Below are 1,280 nucleotides of genomic sequence, written 5' to 3'. Positions count from 1 at the left end.
GGTGACGTGGTATTCCTGCATGGCCTGCAGCAGCGCCGACTGGGTACGCGGCGACGCGCGGTTGATCTCGTCGGCCATCAGCAACTGGGCGAAGATCGGCCCGGAGATGAAGCGGAAGGAGCGTTTGCCGGTTTCGTCCTGCTCCATCACTTCGGAGCCGAGGATATCGGACGGCATCAGGTCCGGCGTGAACTGGATGCGACGCGAATCGAGGCCGAGCACGATGCCAAGTGTTTCGACCAGCTTGGTCTTGGCGAGGCCCGGCACGCCGACCAAAAGCGCATGGCCACCGGCCAGCAGAGCCACCAGAGTACGCTCGACGACGCTTTCCTGTCCGAAGATGACCCGGCCGACCCCGTCGCGGATCCGGGAGATGTCGGCAAGCGCCTTTTCGGCCTCGGCGATCATGTCCTTTTCGCTGATCGGGCTTTCCTTGACCATCACGCTCATGCCGCATCGATCCTTGTGGTTGGAATACCATGGCTGGAACAACGGCTGCACCATACCATAAGTTGCCGCGATTCGGCCTCGCGTGGCGCCTATGTCGAAACTTAAATCACAGACTTAGGCTGACAAGCGCAACAACAGTGACTATTTCGTGACCATGACGGGACCCTTGGGACATCGTGAAGAAAGCCTGACGGATGCCACCGAGGCGCGTGGCCTCGAGGCGCTCATCTCGCGCGCCGCCCGTGCCGGCAAGGGGGCGGCACCCGTCGAACGCTGGAATCCCGACTTCTGCGGCGATCTGGACATGGAGATCAAGTCCGACGGCACCTGGTTCTATCTGGGCACGCCGATCGGGCGCATGCCGCTGGTGCAGCTTTTCTCCTCGGTGCTGCGCAAGGACGCCGATGGCAGGACCTATCTGGTGACACCGGTGGAAAAGGTCGGCATCCGCGTTGCCGATGCGCCGTTCATCGCGGTCGAAATGGACGTTTCGGGTAGCGGCGAAGCGCAGACCATCACCTTCCGCACCAATGTCGGCGATGTCGTCGAGGCCGGGCCGGAACGGCCGCTGCGCTTCGTCGACGAGAACGAGACCGGCGGATTGAAGCCCTATGTGCTGGTGCGGGGCCGTCTGGAGGCGCTGGTGGCGCGGCCGGTTATGTATGAGCTGGTCGGGCATGGCGAGGAGGTCGAGATCGGCGGCGAGACGATGTTCGCGGTGCGCTCCAAGGGCGCCGTGTTCCCGATCATGCCGGCGGACCAGTTGAAGCGGCTGAGCGCGTGATGGACCAGGTGACGCCGGCATGATCGGGAACACGGCGCCCTTGGAG

2 protein-coding genes are annotated in these 1,280 nt (G+C 63.6%); one reads left to right on the top strand and one right to left on the bottom strand.

Annotation, left to right across the window (positions count from 1 at the left end; genetic code table 11):
* A partial coding sequence (locus tag EN939_RS34650) for an AAA family ATPase (RefSeq protein ID WP_164751531.1) occupies positions 1-450 on the bottom strand: 450 nt, incomplete at its 3' end.
* 154 nt (positions 451-604) lie between these two features.
* Between EN939_RS34650 and EN939_RS34645 the strand changes: the two genes are divergently transcribed.
* The gene (locus tag EN939_RS34645; protein WP_127271874.1) at positions 605-1,234 is read left to right on the top strand and encodes a DUF1285 domain-containing protein; all 630 of its coding nucleotides are present in this window, start codon (positions 605-607) and stop codon (positions 1,232-1,234) included.
* Positions 1,235-1,280 lie beyond the last annotated feature (46 nt).

Origin of the sequence: Mesorhizobium sp. M7A.F.Ca.CA.002.05.1.1, assembly GCF_003998335.1 — a bacterium.
Lineage (GTDB): Bacteria > Pseudomonadota > Alphaproteobacteria > Rhizobiales > Rhizobiaceae > Mesorhizobium.
Note: the sequence above shows the minus strand (reverse complement) of the source record. Positions and strands in the feature narration are given on the sequence as shown.